21 protein-coding genes are annotated in these 24961 nt (G+C 66.1%); 3 read left to right on the top strand and 18 right to left on the bottom strand.

Features of this window, described 5'->3' with window-relative positions; translation table 11 throughout:
* On the bottom strand, window positions 1–2635 hold a 2635-nt coding region (locus HV675_RS17870), incomplete at its 3' end, for a DUF748 domain-containing protein (RefSeq protein WP_175112259.1).
* 264 nt (window positions 2636–2899) lie between these two features.
* Window positions 2900–4336, bottom strand: a complete 1437-nt coding sequence (locus HV675_RS17865; protein WP_175112258.1) for a DUF1254 domain-containing protein — start codon at window positions 4334–4336, stop codon at window positions 2900–2902.
* Window positions 4337–4572: 236 nt separating this feature from the next.
* On the opposite strand from HV675_RS17865, the gene HV675_RS17860 reads away from it, so the two are divergent.
* From HV675_RS17860 to HV675_RS17850, 3 genes are all read left to right on the top strand, one after another.
* Complete coding sequence (locus HV675_RS17860; protein ID WP_175112257.1) at window positions 4573–5214, top strand: FMN-binding negative transcriptional regulator; 642 nt, start codon at window positions 4573–4575, stop codon at window positions 5212–5214.
* A 119-nt stretch (window positions 5215–5333) separates the two neighbouring features.
* A complete protein-coding gene (locus tag HV675_RS17855; RefSeq protein ID WP_175112256.1) occupies window positions 5334–7985 on the top strand; it encodes a heavy metal translocating P-type ATPase in 2652 nt (883 codons plus the stop codon).
* Window positions 7986–8153: 168 nt separating this feature from the next.
* Window positions 8154–10130, top strand: a complete 1977-nt coding sequence (locus HV675_RS17850) for a methyl-accepting chemotaxis protein (RefSeq protein WP_175112255.1) — start codon at window positions 8154–8156, stop codon at window positions 10128–10130.
* A 33-nt stretch (window positions 10131–10163) separates the two neighbouring features.
* Here the strand turns inward: HV675_RS17850 and HV675_RS17845 are convergent, their stop codons facing one another.
* The 16 genes from HV675_RS17845 to HV675_RS17770 all read right to left on the bottom strand — a co-directional run bounded on the left by HV675_RS17845 (window position 10164) and on the right by HV675_RS17770 (window position 24928).
* A complete protein-coding gene (locus HV675_RS17845) occupies window positions 10164–10778 on the bottom strand; it encodes a flavin reductase family protein (protein ID WP_175112254.1) in 615 nt (204 codons plus the stop codon).
* A 236-nt stretch (window positions 10779–11014) separates the two neighbouring features.
* On the bottom strand, window positions 11015–11287 hold the full coding sequence (locus HV675_RS17840; protein WP_175112253.1) for a hypothetical protein: 273 nt from the start codon (window positions 11285–11287) through the stop codon (window positions 11015–11017).
* 433 nt (window positions 11288–11720) lie between these two features.
* Window positions 11721–11879 carry a hypothetical protein gene (locus HV675_RS17835; RefSeq protein ID WP_175112252.1) on the bottom strand — a complete coding sequence of 53 codons (159 nt, stop codon included), beginning with the start codon at window positions 11877–11879 and terminating at the stop codon, window positions 11721–11723.
* Window positions 11880–12192: 313 nt separating this feature from the next.
* The gene (locus tag HV675_RS17830) at window positions 12193–13575 is read right to left on the bottom strand and encodes a hypothetical protein (protein ID WP_175112251.1); all 1383 of its coding nucleotides are present in this window, start codon (window positions 13573–13575) and stop codon (window positions 12193–12195) included.
* Between the two features lie 175 nt (window positions 13576–13750).
* Window positions 13751–14266 carry a YbaB/EbfC family DNA-binding protein gene (locus HV675_RS17825; RefSeq protein ID WP_175112250.1) on the bottom strand — a complete coding sequence of 172 codons (516 nt, stop codon included), beginning with the start codon at window positions 14264–14266 and terminating at the stop codon, window positions 13751–13753.
* Between the two features lie 79 nt (window positions 14267–14345).
* Complete coding sequence (locus tag HV675_RS17820) at window positions 14346–15749, bottom strand: Do family serine endopeptidase (protein WP_246270359.1); 1404 nt, start codon at window positions 15747–15749, stop codon at window positions 14346–14348.
* Between the two features lie 207 nt (window positions 15750–15956).
* On the bottom strand, window positions 15957–16316 hold the full coding sequence (locus HV675_RS17815) for a hypothetical protein (protein WP_175112249.1): 360 nt from the start codon (window positions 16314–16316) through the stop codon (window positions 15957–15959).
* Between the two features lie 57 nt (window positions 16317–16373).
* Window positions 16374–17159 carry a hypothetical protein gene (locus HV675_RS17810; RefSeq protein WP_175112248.1) on the bottom strand — a complete coding sequence of 262 codons (786 nt, stop codon included), beginning with the start codon at window positions 17157–17159 and terminating at the stop codon, window positions 16374–16376.
* 17 nt (window positions 17160–17176) lie between these two features.
* On the bottom strand, window positions 17177–18067 hold the full coding sequence (locus tag HV675_RS17805; RefSeq protein WP_246270356.1) for a peptidylprolyl isomerase: 891 nt from the start codon (window positions 18065–18067) through the stop codon (window positions 17177–17179).
* A 100-nt stretch (window positions 18068–18167) separates the two neighbouring features.
* Window positions 18168–18653, bottom strand: a complete 486-nt coding sequence (locus HV675_RS17800; protein WP_175112247.1) for a hypothetical protein — start codon at window positions 18651–18653, stop codon at window positions 18168–18170.
* Entirely contained in the window at window positions 18650–19192 is a 543-nt protein-coding gene (locus HV675_RS17795; protein ID WP_175112246.1) for a YbjN domain-containing protein, read from the bottom strand. Before HV675_RS17795 ends, HV675_RS17800 begins: the two co-directional genes overlap by 4 nt.
* 104 nt (window positions 19193–19296) lie before the next feature.
* Window positions 19297–19998, bottom strand: coding sequence for a hypothetical protein (locus HV675_RS17790; protein WP_246270355.1), 702 nt, complete (start codon window positions 19996–19998; stop codon window positions 19297–19299).
* A gap of 8 nt (window positions 19999–20006) precedes the next feature.
* Complete coding sequence (locus HV675_RS17785; RefSeq protein ID WP_175112245.1) at window positions 20007–21821, bottom strand: putative porin; 1815 nt, start codon at window positions 21819–21821, stop codon at window positions 20007–20009.
* A 73-nt stretch (window positions 21822–21894) separates the two neighbouring features.
* Window positions 21895–22617, bottom strand: a complete 723-nt coding sequence (locus tag HV675_RS17780; protein ID WP_175112244.1) for an energy transducer TonB family protein — start codon at window positions 22615–22617, stop codon at window positions 21895–21897.
* Between the two features lie 76 nt (window positions 22618–22693).
* Window positions 22694–23098 carry an ExbD/TolR family protein gene (locus HV675_RS17775; RefSeq protein WP_175112243.1) on the bottom strand — a complete coding sequence of 135 codons (405 nt, stop codon included), beginning with the start codon at window positions 23096–23098 and terminating at the stop codon, window positions 22694–22696.
* Window positions 23099–23176: 78 nt separating this feature from the next.
* A complete protein-coding gene (locus HV675_RS17770) occupies window positions 23177–24928 on the bottom strand; it encodes a DUF2341 domain-containing protein (protein ID WP_175112242.1) in 1752 nt (583 codons plus the stop codon).
* Window positions 24929–24961 lie beyond the last annotated feature (33 nt).

The following is a 24961-nucleotide window of genomic DNA, read 5'->3' as shown; positions in this document are numbered from 1 at the left end:
CGCCCGTCGCCGGTGTGCTGGCGGCGGCAGTCGCCTCCGTCGCGGCGCTCGCTTCGCCGCCGGCTGCGGCCTCCGCCACCGCGGGCGGCGTGAGCGGAATCGGCGGCCTGCCGTTTTTGCTGTCGTCGTGCGTCAGCGAATGCGCGGCGCCGTCGCCCGGCTTCGCGACAATGGCGCTCAGATTCAGCTTGCCCTGCGCATCGAGCAGCACGCGCCCGTAAAACTCGGTGAACGTCACGCGCGACGCATCGACCTCGGTGCCGCGCGCGTCGTAGTCGGCCTTCAGGTTGGTCAACGCGAGCGAGCGCCAGCCCGCGAAAGGGCCCGACGTCACCTTGTCGAGCATGCGCACATCGACCAGCGCGGCGTCGCCGCGATATGCCGCCTTCAGTCCGCCGCCCGCCTTGCCGCGCTTTTCCTCGTCGACCAGCGTCACGTCGCCTTTTGCGTTGAGCAGCGCGCTGGCGATCGTCGCGTTCAGCTGGTTGCCGAAGTACGGCTCGAACGCCGCCGCGTCGAGCCGGTTCGCGTCCAGCTTCAATGCGAGCTTGAGCGGCGTCGCGGTGACATCGCCGGTGACACCGAGCGTGCCTTTGCGATTGACCGTCGCTTGCAGATCGATCGGCAGCGGGCGCGACAGGTCGTCGCTGATCTGCTGCACTTTCAGTTGCAGCGGCGCGACCGCCACTTTGACCGGACGCGCGGTCGTGTTGTCGGTGAAGGTCGCCGAGCCGTCTTTCAGGTTCAGCGCGCCGATTGTGTAGTGCCATGCAGGCCCGGCTTCCTGCGCTTTCTTCACGGCGTGAATCGCGGTGCGCTCCTGCGCCTCGTGATGCGGACCGGCGAGCGACAGCAGATCGATATTGCCGTCTTTCTCGCGCGTCGCGTCGATCGCAAGGCCGCTCGCATCGATGCTTTCGATGTCCGCCTTGCGTGCCGCGAGGTCGACGCTCTTGAGCGCCACGTGCCCTTGCGCGAGGGCGATCGCCGGCTGCTTCACGCCGGGCGCGGCGAGCTTCAGCGATTGCAGATCCAGCGTGCTCGCGCCGACCTGCAGCGCAGGCGGCGATTGCGCCCAGTTCGCGCTGAGGTTGACGCTCGCAGCGAGGGTTCCGTCTAGCACTCGCGCGGCGGTCGCGGTGTCCAGATACGGCTGCAGCGGCGGCAGCGAAATCGACTTCAGATCGAGCTTCGCGTCGGCTGTCTTCGCGACCATGCCGAACGAGCCGGCCGCGCTCAGCGTGCCGCCGTTGTCCTTCGACGTCAGATTGAGCGTATAGCGCGCGGGCGTTTTCGCGACCGACGAAAAGTCCGCGAGCGACATCCCGACATTCGTCAACGTCGTCGTGACCGGCCGCGACGCGGCGGCGTCGGCTACCTCTACGGTGCCGTCGTTCAGCGTGAAGCGTTTGATCGCCAGGTCGAGCGGCGGCGGCGGCGCGGCGGCGGTTGCAGGCGCCGCGGACGCGCTCGCCGCGGCTGACGGCGGCGCGGAAGCCGGCGATGCCACCGCCGGCGCACTCGCCGTGGCAGCGGGCGACGGGCCCGGCGCCGGATTCGCGCCGGGCTGCGCGGCAAACATGCTTTGCACGCTCAACACGCCGTCCTTGTCGCGCGCGAGATGCATCGACGGCGCGTCGATGCGAATCTGGCCGAAGTGGTAGACGCTCTTCAACGGCTCGAGCAGATCGGCGCCGACATGCACCGCATGCGCGGCGAAGAACGGCGCCTTGTTGCCGTCGACCACATTGAGGTCGGCGAGATCGGTGGTGCCGGACACGCGCAGCGTCGGCGTATCGCCGGACACGACGAAATTGAGCTGCAGATCGCTCGACAATTTGCCCGCCTGCACGGTCACCGGCAGCTTCATCGGTGCGTACGACAGCAAACGCGGCATGTCGAGCCCGTCAAATCGCAGCGACACCTCCGACTCGCGCGACTGCGCAAACGGCTTGGTCTTGCCGTCGAGCGCGAGCGGACTGCCGTCGATACGCATGCGCAACAGCGGCTCGACGAAGATATCGGTCTTCGACGGCAACGTCGCGATAAACGGAATACCGAGCTTCCACTGATCGATGACATGCTTTTCGTTCAGCAGCCGGTCGTCGAATGTGATCTGGCCGTTTTCGAGACGGATGTTCGACACGGAAAACAGCGTCGGCTTGCTTTCCGGCTTCGCCGGCTGTTTCGAGAATTTTTCTATCAGATCGCTGAAATTGAAGCGCTGCGCATCGTAGCGAACGATATGAAAGCGCGGCGAGTCGATCTGCACTTCGTTGACGATCGGCGCCGCGCGAAACAGCGACGTCCAGGACGGCCGCACGATCAGCCGTTCAATATCGATGAAGTCGCCGGCGCCGCCGCGTTCGCCGATATGAATGCGGTCGGCTTCGAGATTCAACGTGTAGGGATTGAGCGCGATGCGGCCGATCGTGGCGGGCCGGTCGAGCTGTTGGGACAGCTGTTGCGCAGCGATATGGCGAATCAGCGGCGGCGCGGCGAAGAAACCGAGCAGCCCGAACAGCACAAGGAAGATCAGCAGCCCGATGACGACACGGCGGGTGCGCCGGCCGCGCGCGACATCGCGTACGGTCTGCAAGGAGGATGCGAGCGTTGCTTTATTGAGGCTTGCCATTCTCGGTCGCGGATCGTGCGGCGGCAAGCCCGCCGCAGGAGTCAGAGTTGGGCAAAGTATACGTCTTGTGTCGCGGCGACAGATCAAATGTAAGAACGCTGTTACGCATTGCTCTTACCTGCGCTTGACGACAAAACGGCGAGCGAAACCGCCAACGAGACAACAACGAAACGCCAAACGAAGCGCCCGGCGAAACCGCAGCCACGAAACCGCGTGGCACGAAGCGGCGGACGCAAAACGCCGCGCGCTTCGCGACGCGCGCCCCTACTGCCGGACGACCGGCGGCGGTTGCCAGGTGCCGTCGCTCGCCTGCGGTTTTGGCGCATAAAGTCGCATCACGAGCTGAAAGCCGCCGCGCGGCGTCGGCAGCCAGTTCGCCGCCTTGCGCCGTGCCGACGACACGGTCACGTCGACCGAGCCGTCGCGATTGCGGCGCAAGCCGTTGCGATCGCCGACCGCGACATGGGCGGTTTCGCTGTCGTCGAGGCCGCCCTCCTTCGTGTATGCGGTAATCGACCAGAAGCCGCGCACCGGCGGCAACTGCGCCGGCGTGAAGTGGATCACGTAGCGGTTCGCGCCGTTCAGCAGATGGCCGTCGTTGTCGAGCGTCGCGGTCGCGCGCACCTCGTCGTCCTTGGTGCCGATGCCTGGCTGCGCGTAGGCCGCATACGCGCGCAACCCGTAGTCGGGTCCGTAGTTGCCCACGCCGTCGCCGAACCAGCTCCAGCCGTTCGCGGTCAGCACGTTGGTCGGCGCAGTCTGCACGCGTGCGCGGCCTTCGGCAAGACCGGCCGCGAGGGCGCTGTCCGCGCCGGACGGGAACTGCACCGGCGCGTCCGACTTCACGCCGAGGTCCGCCAGAATGCTCAGTGCATGCGGATCGGGCGGCGCAGGGGGATTGTCGGGCAGCAGTTGCGCAAGGTGATCGAAGAAGGCTTTCGGGTCGAGCGCCGCGACCTGCGAGTCCGGCGTGCCGGCGACCGGCATGTCGCCGGCCGGATAGCTGCGCGGCTCGTCGGACGACTTCGCCGCGCCGGTATAGATGTCGAGCGGCGCGACGCGCATGGCCCGCTGCAGCTTGCGGATTGCCGCGATATCGCGCCCGCCGTTCGACTGCACGCGTATGTTGAGCCACACGTAGCGGGTCGGCACGTCGACGCGCTTGACGCCCTTCGGCAAATCGCCGTTCCAGCCCTGCGGCACGAACGCGACGGTCTGCGCCTTGATGCCGGTCACGCGCGCGCCGGTTTGCTCAGCCGTCGTCGACCAGAGCACGTTGGTCCACATATCGAGCGCACGCGCGTCGACATAACGGTTACGGGAATCGGGGAGCGAGACGAGCACCGGCTGGCCGGACAGATCGAGCCAGGCGGACGAATCGAGCGTGTCGACGCCCGGCGTCGGCCGGTTCGCGGCGCCGACCGGCGGCAGCGCCTGCGCATGGCGCAGCGTATTGAACGGCGCCTGTCCGGGGCCGCTGCCCACCGCCGCGTCGCGCGCGACGCCCATCAGCACGAGCGGATACGCGAACACGTACGAGTCGGCGACTTCGTCCTGAATCCATCCGGTCGGCTTCGGCGTGGCGATGGGAGAAGAATTGCAGCCGGCCAGCATTGCGGCAGCGGCCAATGAGACGCAAACGGCATAGCGTGAATAAAACAGCAAATTCAGCGAATTGGGTTTTTGGCGATTTTTTGTCATTCGACGAACACGCGTCCGTAGGGATACGTCGGTCGGGGCTGCGTGGGCACCGGTCTGGCCCACCGCACGCCTTCCGCGTCTTCCTGGTTCTGTGGATTATGTAGACGGGTTGTATCGTATCCGTGAGACACAGGCAAGCATATCCGCCAAAGGACCGGCCGCAGTGAGCATTTTCGCGGTACGGTTGCGCTTTTCCGCATATTTTTGCGGGATACCTTCAATGACCGGAGGAACTCATGTATATGCCCGCGCACTTTGAAGAGACTCGTGCCGACGTGCTCCATCGGTTGATCGACGATTGTCCGCTTGGCGCGCTCGTGACGGTCGGCCCGCATGGACTCGACGCCAACCATCTGCCGTTCGAGCTCGATGCGTCGAGCGGCCCGCACGGCACGCTGCGCGCGCACGTCGCACGGGCCAACCCGGTGTGGCGCGAAGCGGCCGAACGGCCGGACGCGCTGGTGATTTTCCAGGGGCCGTCCGCGTATATCTCGCCGAACTGGTATCCGAGCAAGCATGAAGCGCATCGGCAGGTGCCGACTTACAACTATATGGTGGTCCATGCGCACGGCCGCATCACGGTGCGCGATGACGAGCGGTTCGTGCGCGGCCTCGTCGCGCGGCTCACGCGCAGGATGGAAGCGGGCGAGCCGGCGCCGTGGAAGATCGGCGATGCGCCCGAAGACTTTATCGCGCAGATGCTGGGCGCGATCGTCGGCATCGAGATCGAGCTGACGCGGCTGGTCGGCAAGTGGAAGCTGAGTCAGAACAAGGACACGGCGGACCGGCAGGGCGCGCTCGACGCGCTGCGCGAGCGCGGCAGCGATGCGCAGCGGGCGGTGTCGGCGGCAATGGACACGGCGATGGGCAATGAGTAAGGCGCGCAGCGGGTGCGAATCCGCCGCCGCGCGAAGATTTCCTTGACCTTCCCATCATTGGAATGTCGATACTGGGTTTCATCGAGCGGCCCATCGGCCGCGGCAGGAACCCGAAAATCATGACCGACCTCGCTACGCCCTCTGACGCCGCCGCAACCGCGGCCGGCCGCCCCGCCCGCCCGAGCGCCGAGCTCGAAATCCAGGGCATGACCTGCGCGTCGTGCGTGATGCGCGTCGAAAAGGCGCTCGCCAAAGTACCCGGCGTCGCCCGCGCGAGCGTGAATCTCGCCACCGAGAAAGCGACCGTCGACGCCGACGCGTCAGTTCCGCTCGACGCGCTGCTCGCCGCGGTGCGCAAGGCCGGCTACGACGCCGCGCCCGTCGCGCAAGCCGTCGAGGCGGCAAGCGCGTCCGTCCCCGCCTTCGCCCCGCCGGCGACGGCTGAGCTTGCGATCGGCGGCATGACCTGCGCATCGTGCGCGATGCGCGTCGAGAAAGCGCTGTCGAAGGTGCCGGGGGTCGCATCCGCCGCGGTGAACCTCGCGACCGAAAAGGCCAGCGTCCAGTTGAACGGCGGCTCCGGCATCGACCAGTTGATCGCCGCAGTCGAAAAGGCCGGCTATCACGCGACGCCAATCGTGACTGAAACCGTCGCGCCGGCATCGACCGCCGCTACCGCTGCGGCGCGGCGCGACACCGCGCGCCGCGAGCTGGCCGCGGTCGTGGTCGCCGCACTGCTCACACTGCCGCTGATCGCGCCGATGGCGACCGAACCGTTCGGCGTGCATGCGATGCTGCCCGGCATGCTGCAACTCGCGCTTGCGAGCGTCGTCCAGTTCGTGTTCGGCGCGCGGTTCTATCGCGCCGCATGGCGCGCGGTACGCGCGGGCGCGGGCAATATGGATCTGCTGGTCGCGCTCGGCACGTCGGCCGCGTACGGCATCAGCGTCTATCAGCTCGCGATGCACCCGGGCGACACGATGCATCTGTACTTCGAGGCGTCAGCGGTTGTCATCACGCTGGTGCGCTTCGGCAAGTGGCTCGAAGCGCGCGCCAAACGCCAGACCACCGATGCGATCCGCGCGCTCAATGCGTTGCGGCCGGATCGCGCGCGGATCGTCGTCGGCAACGAAGAGCACGACGTGCCGCTTGCGCAGGTGCGCGTCGGGATGATCGTCGCGGTGCGGCCGGGCGAACGGATGCCGGTCGACGGCACGGTGCTGCAGGGCCGCACGCATATCGACGAATCGCTGATCACCGGCGAAAGCATGCCGGTGCCGAAGCAAACCGATGATCCGGTCACCGCGGGTTCGATCAACGGCGAAGGCGCGATCTCCGTGCGGACCACCGCGATCGGCGCGGAGACCACGCTCGCTCGCATCATTCGCCTCGTCGAATCCGCGCAGGCGGAGAAGGCGGCGATCCAGCGCCTCGTCGATCGCGTGAGCGCGGTGTTCGTGCCGGTGATTCTCGCGATCGCCGTCGTCACGCTGGCCGGCTGGCTGCTCGCGGGCGCCGGCGTGGAGCCGGCGATCCTCAACGCGGTCGCCGTGCTGGTGATTGCCTGCCCATGCGCGCTCGGCCTCGCGACGCCGGCCGCGATCATGGCCGGCACCGGGGTCGCCGCGCGCCATGGCGTGCTGATCAAGGACGCGCAGGCGCTCGAAACCGCGCATCAGATCGACGTGGTTGCATTCGACAAGACCGGCACGCTGACGGTCGGCCAGCCGTCGCTGAGCGCGTTCGAGACGGCCGATGGCGTCGAGCGTGCCGATGCGTTGCGCGTCGCCGCGGCGGTGCAACAGCACAGCGATCATCCGTTGGCGCGCGCGGTGGTAAAGGCGTTTGACACGCAGCGGGGGGCTGTCGTGGCGGAAGGTGGAACGGAAGGCGGCGCGGCGGCGGATGCGGGGCCCGTTACGGCGTCCGCCGTGGAGCCGGCCGTCGAGTCTGTCATCGGGCCTGCCGGGGTGCCTGCCGCCGGGTCTGCTACCCTGGCCGTGCAAGCGGCCCGCGCAGTGCCGGGTCGCGGCGTCGAAGCGGACGTCGACGGACATACCTTCGCGATCGGCAGCCGCCGCTGGCTCACGGAGCTCGGCGTCACGTTGCCCGAACGTCTCGCGCTGCGCGCGCAGCAACTGGAGCACGCGGGCAACACCGTGTCGTGGCTGATCACGCGCGGCGGCGCCGCACAACCGTCCGCCGTGCTCGCGTTGCTCGCATTCGGCGATACGGTGAAACCGACCGCACGCGCGGCTATCGAGCGCCTCAGGCAGATGGGTATCAAAAGCGTACTCGTGACCGGCGACAATCGCGGCAGCGCGGCAAGCGTCGCGGCCGCGCTCGGCATCGACGAATTTCATGCGGACGTGCTGCCCGCCGACAAGGCGCGCGTGATCCACGATCTGAAGATCCGCAGCGCGGGCGTCGTCGCGATGGCCGGCGACGGCATCAACGATGCGCCTGCGCTCGCCGCCGCCGATATCGGCATCGCGATGGCGACCGGCACGGACGTCGCGATGCACGCGGCCGGCATCACGCTGATGCGCGGCGACCCGGCGCTCGTCGCCGACGCGATCGATATTTCGCGCCGCACGTGGCGCAAGATCCAGCAGAACCTGTTCTGGGCATTCGCGTACAACCTGATCGGCATTCCGCTCGCCGCGTTCGGGCTGCTCAATCCGATGCTCGCGGGCGCGGCGATGGCGTTCTCGAGCGTCAGCGTCGTGACCAATGCGCTGCTGCTGCGGAGTTGGCGCACGCGGGGGTAGCGGCAACGGCCCCCGTCCGCTCGATTACATCCCGCTTTCGAAAAATTAAAGAAGTTCGCCGGGGATGCCGTTAACAGGTATCAGGTCGCGAATCCTCCAACGTGGGCCCATCGCTCGCGACACGGAACGACTTGCTGTCCCGTCCCCCCCTTTACCGCCAGCTCAGTCATGGAATTGCTCACTTTGCGCCGCGCCAGCGTCGGCGTCAGGTTGGCCATGCTGTCGTGTGCACTGGTGGCGTTGATCTTCGCGGCCTTCACGTGGGCCGTCACTCGCTCGGCCGGCGAGCAGATCAACGAACAGGTGCTCACGCGCATCGCCGAAAAAGATCACTCGATCGCCGATACGATTGCGCTGTTCGACAAAGCGCTCAGCGCTGAAGTCGGCCGCTCGATGTCGCTGTTCGAACATTTCGTGCCGCCGAACTTCGTGCTCGACGAAACGCAGAAAATCGATATCGGCGGGGTTGCGACGCCGGTCTTCAAGGCCGGCGACAAGGTGCTGAACCTCGACTTCTCGATCCCCGACGACTTCCTCGCGCGCAGCGGCGCGATCGCGACCGTGTTCGCGCGCACCGGCGACGACTTCGTGCGCGTGACCACCTCGCTGAAGAAACAGGACGGCTCGCGCGCGATCGGCACGCTGCTCGATCGCAAAGGGCCCGCTTATGGGCTGATATCCGCGGGCAAGTCGTACACCGGTCTCGCCGCGCTGTTCGGCAAGCGCTATATCACGCAATACAAACCGATCTCCGATGCGAACGGCCGTGTGATCGGCGCGCTCTTTGTCGGCGTCGATGTGGATGCGCAGATCCGCTCGATCGAAGACGGCATTCGCAAGCTGAAGATCGGCGAGAGCGGCTATTACTTCGTGATCGATGCGTCGCGCGGCGCGGAGCGCGGCAAGTTCATCGTGCATCCGGCCGCAACCGGCCAGAAAGCCGACGACAGCAACGCGCCGTATGGCCGCATGCTCGACGAGAAGGAAGGCCGTATCGCATACACGTCCGCGGACGCGACGCTCGGCGAAACGGGCGCGGCCGACAAATACGTGTCGTTCGTCACCGTCCCCGAGTGGCAGTGGCTGCTCGGCGGTATCGCGAAACGCGATGAGGTGATGGCCGAAGTGACCGCGACACGCAACCGCTTCCTGCTGATCGGCTTCGTGCTGGTGGCCGTTTTCGTCGCGTTGTTCATGATCGCGGTGCGCCGGCTGGTGAGCCGTCCGCTCGAGGAAGCGGCAAAAGCGTCCGAGCGGTTCGCGGCCGGCGACCTCAGTGTGCGTGTGGCCGACGCAAGCCGCGGCCGCGGCGACGAGATCGGCCGCCTGATGCACGCGATCGACGGCATCGGCGAAGGGCTTGCGCGAATCGTCACGCAGGTGCGCAGCGCGTCGGCCGATATGACGCACGGCACCGCGAAGATCGCGGCCGGCAGCGGCAACATCGCCGCGCGTGTCGCGACGCAGGCGAGCAGCCTCGAAGAAACCGCGGCCAGCATGGAAGAGCTGACGTCGACCGTGCAGCAGAATGCGGGGCATGCCGCGCAGGCGAACACGCTCGTTGCGAATGCATCCGCCGCGGCCGTCGACGGCGGCCGTGCGGTCGAACGGGTCGTATCGACGATGGGCGAGATCAGCCAGTCGTCGAAGAAGATCGCGGACATCACATCGGTGATCGAAGGGATCGCATTCCAGACCAATATCCTCGCGCTGAATGCGGCCGTCGAGGCGGCGCGTGCCGGCGAGCACGGCAAGGGCTTCGCGGTGGTCGCATCGGAAGTGCGCGCGCTCGCGCAACGCAGCGCCGCGGCGGCCAAGGAAATCGACACGTTGATCGCCGCATCGAGCGCGCAAGTCGAAAGCGGCTACCGGATCGCGGAAGAAGCGAGCGTCACGATGCGCAGCATCGTCGAACGCGTGAGCCAGGTGCAGACGATCATCGGCGAAATCAGCGTGGCGTCGCGCGAGCAGTCGGGCGGCATCGAGCAGGTCAACCTCGCGGTCACGCAAATCGGCGAGGCGACGCAACAGAACGCGACGCTCGTCGTCGAAGCGGAACGCGCGGCCGCCGAGTTGCGCGAGCAGGCCGACCGGCTGAGCGATGCGGTGAGCGTCTTCAAGGTGAACGCGTCGGCGCGCGACTGAGCGGCGCACGCCGCCGACCGGTTGCAGGCTTGCTTACGCCTTCGGCCGGAACATTTCGAACATCGAGCCGATTTGCGCGTAGTCGGCCCGATAGCCCGCCCGCATGACCGGATCGGCCGCCAGCGTGTCGAACCGGCCATCCTTCAGATACGCGTTCTGGATGTGCACGCCGACCACCTGCCCGAGCGCGAGGTAGTTGTCCATCGGCTGGCCGTCGAGCGAATGCAGCCGCACCACTTGCAACAGCTTGCACTCGAGCGCCGCCGGCGATTCGCCGACGTGGGGCACCGACACGTTGCGGCCGGCCGCCGGCGTCAGCCCCGCCAGTTCGAATTCGTCGACTTCGGGCGGGACGGGCATGGAAGTCAGATTCATCTGCTCGGCGAGCGTTTTCGACGTCAGGTTCCAGACAAATTCGCCGGTCTCTTCGATATTGCGAATGCTGTCCTTATACGCCTCGCTGCAGAAGCCGATGATCGGCGGAAAGGTCGCGAATGCGCCGAAGAAACTGTACGGCGCGAGATTGAGCCGGCCGTTCGCGGCGCGCGTCGAGATCCAGCCGATGACACGCGGCGCGACGATCGCCTTGAACGGATCGTGCGGCAGGCCGTGACCGACCAGCGGATCGTAGAAGTGGACATCGTTCATACGGTTTGTTTGTCCCGCCGTGGCGGGGCGCGTTACTTTGACGAAAGTGTCCAGCATAGCGCAGAGCGAGTTGGGTATCGATCGTTTGGGTATCGGCCCATGCATCGACCGCGTGTCGATCGCGCATCGACCGCATGTCGACCGTAAACGCAACCGGCCTGCCGCTTGAATCGCGGCAGGCCGGTGGACCCACTGACTGCGCGGCGAAAAACTGCGCCGCGCCGATCACACTCGCATTAATCGTGATGCGGGCGATGATCGTCGTGACGATGCGGATCATCGTGCGCATGCGGATGGTGGTGCATATAGTCGTCATGCGCCCAACGGCGGTGACCGTCCCAGTAACTGCCGTCAGGCTGCCAGCCGAGGTTGATCGACACGCCGACCGGAATCATCTGCGGCTCGCCGTACACGACGGTTTGTGCAAATGCGCCGGTGGCGCTGAGCAGCGCGCCGCCCGCGACCAGCGTCGCGATCAGCGTGCGCGAAGTCTTGTTCAAGGCTTTCATGTTTATTCTCCCGTTGAGGATGTGCTAGCGAGGGTTACCTCATGTTCGCAAGGCTCAGCTTTCGGCCCCGCGCTTGAGAACCACTTTAACGGCCGCGCCGATTCATAAACGTGAAGACTTGTAAGCGCACATTTCACAGGTCGACCACCAATGCGTCCCCGTTATATGCGGATGGCCTGTTTTTGCAGGGTTAATCCTGTGTGCGGACTAACGGATCGCTTCCGGATTTGTCAGCTCGCGTTACATCCCTTTCGTTAATGAAAGCATGAGAAAGGTAATTGAATGCGACCGGATGTTTCGGGCCGGCGCTGTGGAAGGAGACAGACGCCGTTCCGAAGGCCCAAAAGCCCAAAAGCAAAGAGCCCGGTGTGACCGGGCTCTCAGTGCTGCCTTCGACTCCGCGCAAGCTGCTGCGCGTTGGGACGAACCCGAATTAGTCGGTAAGACGGACGCCGAACAGCGTGGCTTGCGCGCGGCGCAGACGCTCCGCTTCGCGTTGGCGCGCTTCAAACGAGTAGTCCGAATCCAGCGGCAGGTGCGGCGACGCGAAGAGGTCGCTGACCTTTTGGTACAGAGCAAAAAGAAAGTTCATGGCGACTCCCGGTTGGTCATTGATGCAGGGTTTTCCCTTAGAGGCGAGTATAGGGTTTTCCCTAGACCGAGTCTAGTGCGCTGCACAAATTTTTTGTAAATGACGCTGCGACAGGGGTTGTGGGGCTGGTGCGTTGCATCATTACAACAGAGCTCGGCGAGCCGTCCGGTTTTCTTTTTGGGGACGGTGCAGCGGCAGACCGCGGCAGACGGCGGCCCATCTGGCCTGCGCCCATGAGGTAGCTTTGAGACGAAATGGATCGGATAAACCGGCCGGCGGACCGCGCGCCGCCGGCTTTGGTCGGCGAAGTCAGTTAATGCGTTTGAGTCGCGGCCGGCTTGTGCTTATGCGCATGCTGCGTCTTTGCCGGCGAGCGTGCTTCCGTCGATTGCCGCGGTGCGACCGCCGCCGGCGCGCCCGCGTTGGCCGCGGGTGCGCCGGGCGCCGTCGGCACAGCAGGGGCGGCGGCCGGCGCTGACGGTTCCGTCTGCAACAGGGTTGCGAGCGTCGCCTGCTGGCTCATCAGCGTTTGTTCGATGCGTTGCTGCTGAACGGTCGTATCGCGCGTCAGCCGCACCAGCAGCACCATCTGCACAACGCCGATCACGACCGCCACCAGTAGCGCGCCAACGACGATCGACAACATCCGCTGCATGCTGCGCGAATGTCCGGCGGCCGCACGACGCTGGTCGGCGATCACGCCATACAGCGCATCGACGGTGTCGGCAAAGGCGGCGGCGCGGGCGTGTTCCAGTTGGGGTGTCGCGCGCGGCGCGGCCTGCGGCTTCGCCGCCGCGCCGCCAGGCGTGCCGAACGCGGACGCAAGCGGCGCGCCGGCCGGCGCCGTGTAGGGTTGCCGTTGCGGCTCGGCAGCGCGGGCGACGGCCGCGGCCGATGTTTCCGCGCCTGCTCGCTCCGACGCCGACGTGGGCTGGGCCAGCGACGCCGCGAACGAGACCTCGTCGGACGCATCGGCGCGCTGTGGCGTCGTCTCAGCCGTGCTGTCGGGCGATGCCGCGCGATCGTCGCGAGCCGCGTTGCCCGCCGCAGCGGTATTGCGCCGCGTGGAGGCCGCCGCGACGGGCGGTGTCACCGCCGACGAAGCAGCAGGCCCGGGTACGCCCTGCGCCGCGCCGTGGCTTTCAGCCTTGGTCTGCGCTTGCGGCACATCGGGCTCGGCGGCCGTCGTCGCGGCAATCTTCGGCTCGACGTCTGAAACGCTTCGCGCCGGTTTCTGCGCGCTACTCTTGCGCGCGGCTTCGGCAGGCGTCGTTTCCGCCTGTTCCGTTCGTTCCGTTCGTTCTGTTTGCGCCGCGCGTACCGCGTCGTCCGCTTGCGCCGCGCGCGATGTGCGGCGCGCGGCCTTCGGGTCCGCCGCCGCCGCGGGCGCACTGCTCTCTTCCGCCACCGCCTCGACCACTGCAAGCACTTCGTCCGGCAGCTCGAAACCGCTCAACGTCCGTTGCCGCACGTCGATGTTCATCGCCTGCAACGCGGCGCGCGTGGGATCGTCGGGGAACAGGTCGAGCGTGCTGTCGTCGGCGGGGACGTCGCTGAGTTCGGCCAGACGCTGCGCCGATCGCGCGGCCCGCGCGAGCTTGTTTTCGGTGTCGGTCGACACGGCGGTGGCAGTGCGCGGCTCTTTCGAGCCGGAACGGGATGAGCGGGAGGTCGTGGGTGCGGCGGGATCGGCCATGTTCTATTCCAAAGTGTTCCCGGGAGAGTCGGGTCGAGCGCCGCTATTATGGACGACAAGCCGCAGCGATTCGATCCCGTCAGCGACGGATTGCCGCCTGCACGTTGTGGAAATGAGTCATCCCGCCGTCAGTTCACCCCGTCAGTTCCCGATCAATCGGCCGTCCCTCGCTGCATCATGAAGCGCCCGCCGCACCATGCGGCGCCGCGTCCGGTTTCCCGTCCGGCTGCTGATCCGGCTTCGCCTCCAGCTCCAGCCGCACACGCAATGGCTGACGCATGTCGGCAGGCGGCAGCACACCGATCGAATGCGCCATCAGCACGGCACGCAGTTCTTCATCGGCCTGCGCATCGCCGAGCGAATCGAACGCCACGCGCGTCACCGAACCGTCGGCGCCGATCCATGCGCGCACGTCGACCGTCGACGGCACCGTATCGCGCTGCGGATGCTGCATGCGGTCTTCCAGAAACGCATGCAGTTCGTTGGCGGTGTCGTCATAGCCTTCGAGCGATCGCTGGAACTGCGCGCCGACCCGTTGCGCGTAGTCGATCCACGCCTGCGGCACGGTCGCGGTTTGCGCGTGCGCCGCGATGCCCCACGCGATCGCACCTACACCGAGCGCGCACATCACCCGATGTTTTATCGCGCCTTTGAATGTGCGCGCGCACCCGCTGTGCTTGATGGTGTTCATCAGTTTCCCCTGCCCCGCCAGCCTCGTTATGCAAATTGAACTCGCCCGTCTGCCTGCGTCTGTGCCTGCGCCTGCGCGCTCAGGCCGGATCGAACGGCAAATAGACGCGCGTGCCGCCGCGCTGGATCAGCAGCGCCGCGTTTTCATGCAACTGACGCAGTTCATCCGCGAGTTGATCGAGCGACGCGACCGGCGTGCCGTTCACCGACAGTACGATGTCGCCCGGCTTCAGGCCGATGCGTGTCGCGCGCCCCGTCACCTGCTGGATCAGCAGTCCGTGATCGAGTCCGAGGCGCTGCTGCTCGCCGGTCGATAACGGCCGCACGACAATGCCGAGACGCGCCGGCGGCACGGCGGTCGCGTTCGCGGCCGCGCCGCCGGCGCTGTCCAGTTCGCCGACCGCGACGCTGACATGCGACGCGTGCCCGGCGCGCCACATCAGCAGATCCGCGTTTTGTCCCGGGCGGATCTTCGCGACCGTCGTCAGCAGATCGACGGAATCGCCGATGTCGTGACCGTCGATCGCCAGCACGACGTCGCCGGCCTGCATGCCCGCGCGCGCGGCCGGACCGTTCGGATCGACCACGCTGATCAACGCGCCGTCGGGTTTCGCGAGCCCGAAGGAGCGCGCCAGCGCCTGACTCACTTCCTGCACGTTGACGCCGAGCCAGCCGCGGCTCACGTGACCGGTCTTCAGCAATTGATCTTTCACGTCGAGTGCGACGTCGATCGGAATCGCGAACGACAGACCCTGATAGCCGCCGGTCTTCGAATAGATCATCGAGTTGATTGCCACGACATGGCCGCGCAAATCGAACAGCGGCCCACCCGAGTTGCCCGGATTGATCGGCACGTCGGTCTGGATAAACGGCACATAAACCTCGCCCGGCAGCGAACGCGATTTCGCGCTGACGATGCCCGACGTCACGGTATTCGCGAAGCCATACGGCGAGCCGATGGCCATCACCCAGTCGCCGACCTCGAGGCGCTGCGGATTGCCGGTGACGACGACCGGCAGATCGTCCGCGTCGACCTTGATCAGCGCGACATCGGACAGCGCATCGGTGCCGATGACTTTGCCCTTGAACTCGCGTTTGTCGGTCAGCTTCACGTCGACCACGCTCGCATCGCCGACCACATGACGATTGGTCAGAATGTAGCCGTCCGCGCTGACGATAAAGCCCGAGCCGAGACTCACTTCCTCGCGATTGCCGATCACGCGGCGCGCGAGAAACGGCGCAAGCGGATTGCCGGGCGCAATGCCGGGCGGCAGCTGCACGCCCATCTGCGTGACTTCATGCGTCACGCTGATATTGACCACCGCCGGCCCGTCGCGCTTCGCAAGCGACGCGAAGTTCGGCAGCACGATCTGCGCGGACCCGGCTGCCTGCGCGTCGTCGGATACCGCGGCGTGCGCCGCGCATGCGCAAAACGATGCGGCCGCAACTAAAGATGCGACTAACGACGCAACGCGCGCGAACATGCCGGAGCGCGCGCGCGATCGTGCCGCGTGCGCCGCCCGCCGGACCCGCGCCATCTTGTCGCGCATACCGCGCATACCCTGCATCAGGCCTTGCATCGCATGCCGCGCGCTGCCCCGTTCAAACCCTTGTTTTGCCGCTGTCATAAGTTCGTTCGCATGTTTTGAAACCGCGCGCGGCGCCGCGTTGCGAGCATCATGCTCGCGGCATCACTTCAACGGCACCGTGGGCGCCGGCGTCGGCGCCGGCCGCTGCGGCGTCAACGATTTGCCCCACGCATTACCGAAGCGGATGCTTTCCGCCGAATAATTGAATGTGCCGGTCTGATTCGACGGCGCCTTGGCCTGCGCTTCAGCAGGATTCAGTTCGCTTGCCGCCGCGCTCGGCTTCGGCGCGAGTTGCTGGCTCAGACAGTCGTACGACAGCGCCTGCACGCCGTTCATTTCCGCATTCACGCACACGTGCTTGCCGTTCCCGGACGCGGCGGCCTGCGCGGCGCCCGAACCGGCATCGGGGTGCGCACTTTGCGCCCAGGCTGTGCCGCAGAACAGCGATACCGCACCTGCCATCGCTGACGCCACCCCCCATCGAAGGACACGTCTATGCTGTTTCATCGCAAGACCCTCTCATGATGTCCCCGTATCGGCGCGCCCCGCATCGGCCGGCGGGCGGCCGGCCGCCGCGAAGCGCTGGAACTCCTTCACATCGGCCCGTTTCATCCAGGGCGGCGGAGTCTCGAGGAAGGAGGGGTCGCGTCGCACCGTCTCGTAGTGGATCAATTGCCTCGACGTCGGAAACGGTGTTTCGCGCGGTGCGTTGTACATCATCTTGAAGAGCCGTGCCCGCGACCCTCGCTGCGTCCACAGGTCGCCGATATCGCGCACCGTCGCATCGAAGCAGAAACGCACCCAGACCGGCCTGCCGCCCATGGCGCCCGCGCGCATGAACTGCGCCAGCGTCAGCAACACATAAGGCAGGTCATGTTGTTCGAGTGCCGGATACGACCAGAGGTTCATCACATCGGCGTAACCGATGAGATAGGTGAAGCGCCGCACCGTCAGCGACGGCACGGCGCGCCGCATCACCTGGAAATGCCGCTGCCAGTTTTCGATAAAGGCGCCGCGCTGTTCGCGCTCGAGCACGGCATCGCGCTTGCGGGCCACGCTCGGCGCGTCAGGCTGATACGACGGCGTCGAGAGCGGGCAACGCGCCTCGTCTTGCGCAACGAGGTGACGGAAGAGCCGGCCCGCATCGTCGGCAATGGGCAGGAGTTCGCCGAAGCAGACCGGACACTGCGGGCTCGCACCGACGCCGATGCCGTAGCGTGCGCCGACGACGTGAAAACCGTAGCCGCCGGCATTCACGTCGTCGGGCAGCCGCGCGGTATCGGACGAGATTCCGGTCACTGGCATCGCCCCTTGCGCGTCCGTCAGTGGACCGCGGCGAGCGCCTTTTTCAGCGCGTTTTCGTCGATCGGCGCGGCCGACGGGCCCGCGAGCTTCGCCATATAGGCCTGGGCGTTTTGCGCTTCACGCTGTTGACGCAGTTGCGCACGCAACTGTTCTTTCACGTCGGCAAGCGGACGCACGCTTTGCGCGCGCGTGTCGGTCAGCTTGATCACATGAAAGCCCGCCGTCGTTTGCACCGGCCCCGCCACCTCGCCGGTCTTCATCCCTTCGACGGTCTTGCGGATTTCCGGCATCAGCAGTCCGTCCGGCACGAAGCCCATGTCGCCGCCGTTCGCCGCGCTTTGCGTCTCCTGCGAATTGGCCTTGGCAAGCGCCGCGAAATCCGCACCCGACGCGCGCGCCTGACGCGCGAGGTCGGTCGCGCGTTTGCGTGCCTTGTCGAGCGTCGCCGCATCCGCGCCCGCCGGCGTGGCGATATAGATCTGCGACAGACGCACCGCGTGCGGCTGCATGAACAGCGTCTGATTGTGGTCGTACGCGGCCTGGATGTCCGCGTCGGACGGGTAGTCGGCAGGCGGCGCCGACACCGATGCGAGATAGCTGCGCAGGATCACATCGCGCCGCGCTTCGTCGATCAGCGCGGTGACTTGCGCCTGCTTGTCCCAGCCCTTCGCATGCGCTTCAGCCAGCACGGCCGAAGTGGCGAGTTTGGCGCGCACCACCTGATCGAGCTTCGCCGGGTCGGCCGCGAGGCGCGTCCTGACATCCGGGCTCAGCGCTTGCAGAAACGCCGTCATATCGGCTTGCGTCACCGACGTGTCGCCGGCGCGTGCGATCACATCGCCCTGCGCATGCGCCGCGCATGACAACGCCAGCATGGCGCCGCTCATAACCATTGCAAATTTCTTCACTGTCCCACTCCCGCTGCTGGAAAAAATCAGTCTGCTGTTGCCCGCGAACACGGATGCGCACACGGCATCATCAGACGGCATCAAACATTCATGATCCGCTTCACAACTCCGCGCCGAGCGACAGACGCACCACGACCGGCTGCTTCATCAGCCGCGGCGGCGGCGCACCGACGGTTTGCGCAAGCAGCAGCGAGCGCAAGTCGGCCTCCGCCGCGTCGTCGCCGATATCGTCGAATTCGACCTGCTCGACATGCCCGGCGCGATCGAGCCAGACACGCACTTTCAGCGTCGGCGGGTCGAACGGCAGCGGACCGCCGTCGGACGGCGCCGATGCAGGTGCGACCGCGCCCGCGTCGGTGTCGACCCAGTTGCTGAAGTAATCATTGAAGCGGCGCGCGGTTTCGGTGTCGGCGCTCAGCGCCGTCTGCAGCGTTTCCGAAACCCGCTGCGCATAGACAAGCCAGGCTTGCGGCGCCTTATCGACGCTCACATGCTGCGCGCCGGTGCCAGCCCACACGCCATGCGTCAGCGCGAGCAGCGCCGCACCGAGCGCACCGGCTACGCGGGGCTTGCCCGGCTTGTTCATTTCGTTTCAACCTGCTGCATGTCCCCAGCTGTGCTTGCAAGACCCGCCGCCGCGACGCCCGGGGCGGCCTCTGCTTGCGCCGCGGCCATGGCCGGCCGGTTGCGCAGATGCAGCAGGAATTCGCGAATCAGGCGGTCCCACAACTCGATCAGCGAACGCAGATTGCGCTCGCTCACGCCGCCCGCCACCACCACGTCCATTTCGAGCACGAGAAACGGCGCTTGCTCCCAGAGGCGCGCAAAGCGCTTCGTGCGATTCCAGCCCGCGACGATTTCCGCGGGCAACTCGCCCTGCACTTGCAGTGCGCAGCTCAGCGTGAAGTCGAGAAACTTGCCGACCTCGGCGGTCGCGTTGCCGAAGCGCACCGCGAAACCGACGCCCTGGCTCGCGCTCATCAGCTGCACGACGCCGTTCTGCTCGGCCGGCGTCACGCGATAACCCGCCGACTTGAATATGTCCGCCAGCTGGTCGACGCTGACCGCTTCAATGAACATATCGTCGCTGCTCTTCTTCGTTGCTGCCTTTGCTGCGGTCGTCATATCGATTCCTGTTGTTTCGATTCGAGTGCCTTGACGGCTTCAGATGCTCTATCGCGTCGAACGAGATGTTTAATCGCGTATGGTGCGACGCGTTCGTGACTGTGTTATTTCGACGCGGCGGCGGCTGGCGCGGCCGCCGAACCCGCGGACGCCGCCGCGGCAGGCGCCGGCGCCGCGTTCGGATCGTATTTGCCCGCATACAGCTGATCGCCGTACTGCTGCGCGATCTCGTCGTACTTCACACGCGCGCTTTGCGCGAACGGCTGACGCGTCTTCATGAAGGTGCCGAGGTCGATATGCTCGTATGCATCGAGAACGTCGTGCCCGACCTTGTAGAGCTGCGCGTTCTTCGCTTCGCAGGTCTGCAGTTGCGTGTCGCGCGCCTTCAGTTCGGTTTGCGCCTGCTTGCGCTGCGCCTCCTGGGTATGCGACTCGGCAAGCAACGCGTCATAAGCGGCCTTCACCTTCGTCAGCTGCTGCGTATCCTTCGCGTGGCTCGAGCGCTCGGCGGACAACGCGCGTTCGGCCTGCTCCTGCGCGCCCGACTTGCCCTTTGCCGCATCGAGCTCGCCCTGCGCGGCCTTCAGATCGTCCACGGCCTTGTCACGCTGCTGCTCGGCCGCGGTCTTGTCCGCCTGCAGTTGCGCCTGCGTATCCTGCAGCTGCCGCAACTGTTCGACGGTCGAACGCAGTTGCGCGCGCAACTTGTCTTCGAGGCCGCTGCTTTGCGCAAGCGCCGGCAGCGAGGTGCACACCAGCGCGGCGCCAAGACACCCGGCTGCCGCGCTCAATAGACGTTTTCGCATGGTCAGCCTCAGAATCTCGCGTTGAGCTCGAGCTGCAGCACGTCGATCGACAGCGGCGGCCCATACACTTCACGCGCACTCAGGTAGCGTGCGGACAGCCATGCGTCGCGCGCGACCGCATACTGCGCGCCGAGCACATAGCCCTTCGCATTGGTGCCGCCCAGGTGGAAGTCGGAATCGGTGAACGCGTCGAGCACCGCATCCGGCTGCAGGTATTTGTACGCGATCGAGAAGTTCCACTGACCCTTCTCGTACGTGTCCGGCTCGCCGAGCGTCGCCTTGAACATGAAGCCGTTACCGCCGCTGCGATAGTCCGCCTGCGTGACCGTCGTGCCCGACGAGTTCGCATTGTTGAAGTTGTTGACCGGCGTCGACGTCGCCTGGAACGCCTTGTTCGCGTCGTACGAGAGGTTGCGCACGAACTCGCCGTCAAGCCGGAGCTTGTAACGGTCCATGAGCTTCGTGTCCCATTCGAGCTTCGCATCGAACAACCGGTAGTTGTAGGCGAGGCCGAACAGCTGCGTGTCCGGTGTGCCGCCCGGCGTGGCGTTCGGGTCCTGCACGATATTGCGCAGCGCGATCACCGTGTTGCCCTTCTGCATATTGGCCGGCGCATCGTTGTCAGTGCTGCAGCTCGTCGCGCCGAGGAACAGCGCGCATGGCGAAGACAGTTCGCCTCGCGAATTCTGGAAGTCGTAGTACGCAATCGCGCCCTTCAGGCGGTTCTGCTCGTTGATCTTCCACTCCGCGCCGAACTGGCCGGCGAACAACCACTTCGTATCGCTGCCGGCCTTGTCGATGCTGTTCGACGGGAAGTTGTCGTCGCTGTACTGAACCGGGAACGCGCCGAGCGTGCCGAACAGCGTGATGTCCGGCGCGGCCGGCAGCGCATGGCTGAAGTTCGCCGCGAAGCCGTCGAATTCGAGGTCCGGGTCGAACAGCAGGTCCGACGAGAAGAACGGATTGTCGAAGCGGCCCGCGGTGATCGAGACCCAGCTGGTCGGCGAATACTTGACGTAGGCCTTGTTCAGCCAGATGTCCTTCTTGTCGAAGCCGCCGCCGAGCAGTTGCGTGGTCGACACAGGGTCGTCGTCGTTGCCCGACGCGAGCTGGATGCCGGTCTGCAGGTTGTCCGTGATCTGCGCGGTGACGCCAAGACGCGCGCGCACGCTGAACAGGTTCGAACGGTCCTGGGTCGTGTTGAGGGTCGGCGGCAGCGCATTGTTGGTGTTCGGATTGAAGTCGAAGCCGCCGTTGCGATTGATCTGCGCGAAGTCGGTCAGACCCGTCACGTTGCGCGGCGAGAAGAAGTGGAACTCATCACGTATGCGCATATCGCCGTCGATCTTGATACGCGACACCCAGTCCGGGAACGTGTTCGGCTGTGCCCAGTTTTCCGCCTTCGCCTGCGCGACCACTTCCTGCTTCACCTGGTCGCGAATCTGATCGCGCACCACCTGCGGCACATACGGCACCGCGACGTCGCCCGGCTGCGTCGGCGCGTTCGCGACGACCGGCACCGCCGGTCGCGCGGCAGCGGCCTTCGCCTGCGCAGCTTCGGCCTGGGCCTGCGAAACCAGGTCGTTGGCATTCTGCTGCGTGAGCACGCCGCGCTTCACCAGCAGGTTGATCAGGTTGATCACCGTGCTTTCGGTCGGCGCGGCCGTACCCATCGCGGCCTGCGTCTCGAGCGACTGCGCGTGCACGCCCGTCGTCAGCGCCATCCCCAGTGCCGCCAGCACCGCGAAACTGATTCGCGTGCGGCGCATCGACTGCCCCCCGCCGTGCTGCCCGCCACCCCGTAACACCATCTTCTGAATCATTCTGATTCTCCGCATAACTGCTGATTTTTCTGCTGGCCCCCGCCTGGTCCGCGACGCATAGGTGCGATTCGCATCAGCCCGGCTGGTACCCCTGTATGTCGATCCGCACCGGGTACTGCCACGTCGGCGGCGGCGTCTGGTCGAGCTTGCCGAGCACTTGCATCGCGTTGACCACGGCCTCATCGAGTTTCGGATCGCCGGTGGAACGGCCGATCGTCACCTTGACGATGCGGCCCGACGGCTCGAGCCACACCTTCACGCCGACCGAAAAGCGCGCGCCCTGTCCTGCTTCCTGCACACCCTTGTCGCGCTCAACCGCCTGTCGCAGCGCATACACGAGGTATTGCGTGTAAGTGGCATTGCCAAAACCGTTGCCGGTTCCGCTGCCGGCCATGCCTGAACCGTCGCCGGCCGCAATCGCGAAGTTGTCCGTGCCGGCTTGCGCGGGCGCGTTCATCGACATCTGCTTGGGCATGTTGTCCATCGGCTTGGGCGCGTCCGCGGGCTTCGGCGTCGCGGTCGGCTTCGGCACCGGGGTCTGCACCTCCGGCTGTTTTTCGGGCGGCGGCTTCACCTTCGGCGGCGGAGGCGGCGGGGGCGGCGGCACCGGAATCACCGTCGTCACGCGCGGCGCTTCCGCGCGTTTCACGCCCGCCGTATCGTTCGCGAAACGCCACACCGCGAAGCCGATGCCGAGCACCACCACCACGTAGATCGCGGGCTTCACGAAACGCCTGACACCTTTGCGCTCGTCTTCCGGATCGCCGCCGTGGCCGCCCTCGTAAGTCATTTCCATGAGCGAAGCCTCCGGCTGTGCGTGCGACCGCTGCGATCGCACGTGGGGCGCTGGCCGCTCATGCTGTGCGCGCGTGTCATGATTTCTGCTTGCCCGTCACGAGACCCACTTGCGTCAGATCGAGCCGGCGCAGCAGATCGAGCACATCCATCACCTTCTGATACGCGACCGCCGAATCGCCCTTCAGCACGATCGGCGCGTCCGGCGTCGTCGCCTTGATCGTGCGCAGCCGGTTCTCGAGCTCGTCCATCGTCACCGGGTAGGCGTCGAGGAAGATCTGCCCCGAGTCGGACACGGTGATCGCCTTGGTTTGCGGCTTCGCGAGACTCGCCGACGAGCTCGCCTTCGGCAGATCGACCTTGATCCCCTGCACCGATGCGGTGGTCATGATGATGAAGATGATCAGCAGCACGTACGCGAGGTCCAGCATCGGCGTGATGTTGATGTCGTCGTACGGCTTGTCGTCGTCCTGAACTTGCATGGCGTTACGCCCTCCGTTGTTGCGTGCTGCGGCGCGCGTCGTGTGTGTTCGTCATCGGTGCTGTCCGCAGTGTCCTGATCAATCGGCGGCGATCGTGTGGTCCGCGCTGCGATGCGCTTCCGCAAGACGCGTGACGAACTCGTCGACGAACACCTGCATGTTCGCGGTCACGTTCTTGTTGCGGATCAGCAGGTAGTTGTAGCCAAACAGCGCGGGAATCGCGACGAACAGACCCGTGACGGTCGCGAGCAGCGCGGCCGCGATACCCGGCGCGATCGCGTTCACGTTGACGTCGCCGGCGGCGGCAATCGCGGCGAACGTGATCATCACGCCGACCACCGTGCCGAGCAGGCCGAGGAACGGGCCGCCTGAAATCGCAATGGTCAGCAGAACCATCGATTTCGACAGACGCTGGTTCTCGCGCACGAGGGTCGCGTCCATCGTCGCGCGGATCGCTTCGATCGACTCGCTTGTGATGACCGTGCGGCCGTTTTCGTCGACCCGGCTGTGAATTTCCGCGACGCCCGCGCGGTACAGCCGGTACAGCGACGAGTGGCGCAGACGCCGGCCGTCTTCCGAACGCTCGTCGGTATGCGCGAGACCGACCAGATGACGTCCCGCCACTTCGCGAAAGCGCTTCACGAAGAATGCGTTCGCCTTGTCGATCGTGCCGACGTACTGCGCCTTGTTCCACATCACGACCCACGACGTGAACGCCATGCCGAGCAGGATCACGATGACCACCCACGCGTCGACCGTCACCGACTTCACGATCACGCCGAAGTAGCCGAAGCCGAAGCCCGACTGCTTTTCATCCGCGCCGTAGCCGACCAGCTTCGATTCGGAGCCCTGGCTCATCGCGTCGATGCCGATCTGCGTCGCGGAACGCGCGACCTTCGACAGCCGCAGTTCGTCGATCTCGCCCGCGTAGCCGCTGCCGGCGCCGCCGGCCACATCGCCGCCGACCGCGGCCGGCACGTTCAACGCGGGCAGCGTGGCCGCGACCTGCGCGACCTGGTGGCCGCCGACATACAGCGTGAGGTTCGTGCCGTCCGCGGTCACCGCGATATGCGTCCATTGACCCGCGGCGACCGGCGCCGATGCGGGCGTGCGCGCCGGTGCGGCGCCGCCGTCCACTTCTGCGAACGGCACGCCGTTGTCGAGGCCGATCAGCAGGCCGTTGGCGCCGTCGCGACGCGCGAACAGCAGCGTCTGCGGCGCGAGCGCAGCAGGCTTCACCCACGCGCTGAAGGTGAACTTGCCGCCTGCCGGAATCGCGAGCGACGGACTCGCCGCGAGGTTGACCGGCGTCTTGCCGTCGAACTGCGCGGCCTTGCCGACGATGCCGTCTTCGACGACGCGCGCCGGCGCGTTCTGCGCGTTGTTCGCGTACGCGGTCAAATCTTTCGGCGGCGTGCCCGACGCGCCGTCGAAGTGATAAACGAGCGTGTAGTCAGGGTCGAACGTCTCGGCCGGCTTCGCGCCGTCCGGCGCTTTCTTGTTGCCGTAGTACATCCAGATGTTCTGCGCGGCGCCTGCCGGAAACTGCGGCACGTCCACCCACACGAGCGCGACGCCGAGCACCGGGTCGTACTGCTCGATGTGATAGTTGAGCGGCGTCTTGTCGTCGGCGCCGACGAAGCGGATATCCGCGCCGCTGTCCTGCAAGCCGTCGAACTGGAAGTTGCCCGAATGCAGACGGATCAGCAGCGGCACCCGTCCTGCCGACTCTGCAACGTTGCCGCCCTTCGGCGTCGTGTCGATCGTGATCGACTTGCGGAACGACCAGTCGTTCTGCCACCACGCATTCGCGACCCCTGGCAGCCACATGAAGGCCACCGTCAGTAAAACCAACCAAGCTCG

The organism is Paraburkholderia solisilvae (assembly GCF_902859875.1).
In the GTDB taxonomy this organism is placed as follows: Bacteria; Pseudomonadota; Gammaproteobacteria; order Burkholderiales; family Burkholderiaceae; genus Paraburkholderia; species Paraburkholderia solisilvae.
Note: the sequence above shows the minus strand (reverse complement) of the source record. Positions and strands in the feature narration are given on the sequence as shown.

Coding starts and splice junctions, on each gene's coding strand:
- HV675_RS17865 (WP_175112258.1), bottom strand. CDS start 4,336: ATGACAAAAAATCGCCAAAAACCCAATTCGCTGAATTTGCTGTTTTAT.
- HV675_RS17860 (WP_175112257.1), top strand. CDS start 4,573: ATGTATATGCCCGCGCACTTTGAAGAGACTCGTGCCGACGTGCTCCAT.
- HV675_RS17855 (WP_175112256.1), top strand. CDS start 5,334: ATGACCGACCTCGCTACGCCCTCTGACGCCGCCGCAACCGCGGCCGGC.
- HV675_RS17850 (WP_175112255.1), top strand. CDS start 8,154: ATGGAATTGCTCACTTTGCGCCGCGCCAGCGTCGGCGTCAGGTTGGCC.
- HV675_RS17845 (WP_175112254.1), bottom strand. CDS start 10,778: ATGAACGATGTCCACTTCTACGATCCGCTGGTCGGTCACGGCCTGCCG.
- HV675_RS17840 (WP_175112253.1), bottom strand. CDS start 11,287: ATGAAAGCCTTGAACAAGACTTCGCGCACGCTGATCGCGACGCTGGTC.
- HV675_RS17835 (WP_175112252.1), bottom strand. CDS start 11,879: ATGAACTTTCTTTTTGCTCTGTACCAAAAGGTCAGCGACCTCTTCGCG.
- HV675_RS17830 (WP_175112251.1), bottom strand. CDS start 13,575: ATGGCCGATCCCGCCGCACCCACGACCTCCCGCTCATCCCGTTCCGGC.
- HV675_RS17825 (WP_175112250.1), bottom strand. CDS start 14,266: ATGAACACCATCAAGCACAGCGGGTGCGCGCGCACATTCAAAGGCGCG.
- HV675_RS17820 (WP_246270359.1), bottom strand. CDS start 15,749: ATGTTCGCGCGCGTTGCGTCGTTAGTCGCATCTTTAGTTGCGGCCGCA.
- HV675_RS17815 (WP_175112249.1), bottom strand. CDS start 16,316: ATGGCAGGTGCGGTATCGCTGTTCTGCGGCACAGCCTGGGCGCAAAGT.
- HV675_RS17810 (WP_175112248.1), bottom strand. CDS start 17,159: ATGCCAGTGACCGGAATCTCGTCCGATACCGCGCGGCTGCCCGACGAC.
- HV675_RS17800 (WP_175112247.1), bottom strand. CDS start 18,653: ATGAACAAGCCGGGCAAGCCCCGCGTAGCCGGTGCGCTCGGTGCGGCG.
- HV675_RS17795 (WP_175112246.1), bottom strand. CDS start 19,192: ATGACGACCGCAGCAAAGGCAGCAACGAAGAAGAGCAGCGACGATATG.
- HV675_RS17790 (WP_246270355.1), bottom strand. CDS start 19,998: ATGCGAAAACGTCTATTGAGCGCGGCAGCCGGGTGTCTTGGCGCCGCG.
- HV675_RS17785 (WP_175112245.1), bottom strand. CDS start 21,821: ATGATTCAGAAGATGGTGTTACGGGGTGGCGGGCAGCACGGCGGGGGG.
- HV675_RS17780 (WP_175112244.1), bottom strand. CDS start 22,617: ATGGAAATGACTTACGAGGGCGGCCACGGCGGCGATCCGGAAGACGAG.
- HV675_RS17775 (WP_175112243.1), bottom strand. CDS start 23,098: ATGCAAGTTCAGGACGACGACAAGCCGTACGACGACATCAACATCACG.
- HV675_RS17770 (WP_175112242.1), bottom strand. CDS start 24,928: ATGTGGCTGCCAGGGGTCGCGAATGCGTGGTGGCAGAACGACTGGTCG.